General features: G+C 47.4%; 1 rRNA gene. It reads right to left on the bottom strand.

Features of this window, described 5'->3' with window-relative positions:
* Positions 1-234: 234 nt before the first annotated feature.
* A 5S ribosomal RNA gene (rrf, locus tag IB213_RS17920) occupies positions 235-347 on the bottom strand.
* Positions 348-352 lie beyond the last annotated feature (5 nt).

Here is a 352-nt window from a genome sequence, read left to right on the forward strand (position 1 = left end):
AAAAGAACTTGGCAATTCGCCTTCAAACGCCCACGCTTATCGGCTGTATCTTTTTAAAGAAACATCCCAAAAATCTCTTCTTGGAACTTAACCCCGCTGCGATCAGCGAAGCCTTGTATTGTAGCACCGTTTTCACGGTGCTTAAACGCTTTTAACGTTTTCTTTTCTCTTCAAGTCACCTTAAAGGGAAGAGAAAACGCCCAGTCGCTCGACTGGGCGTTTCTTGCTGTAAGAGCCTAGCGATGACCTACTTTCACACGGGAACCCGCACTATCATCGGCGCAAAGTCGTTTCACTGTCCTGTTCGGGATGGGAAGGAGTGGAGCCAACTTGCTATGGTCACTAGGCATAA

This window comes from Comamonas sp. CMM02 (genome assembly GCF_014851485.1).
Lineage (GTDB): Bacteria > Pseudomonadota > Gammaproteobacteria > Burkholderiales > Burkholderiaceae_C > Comamonas > Comamonas avium.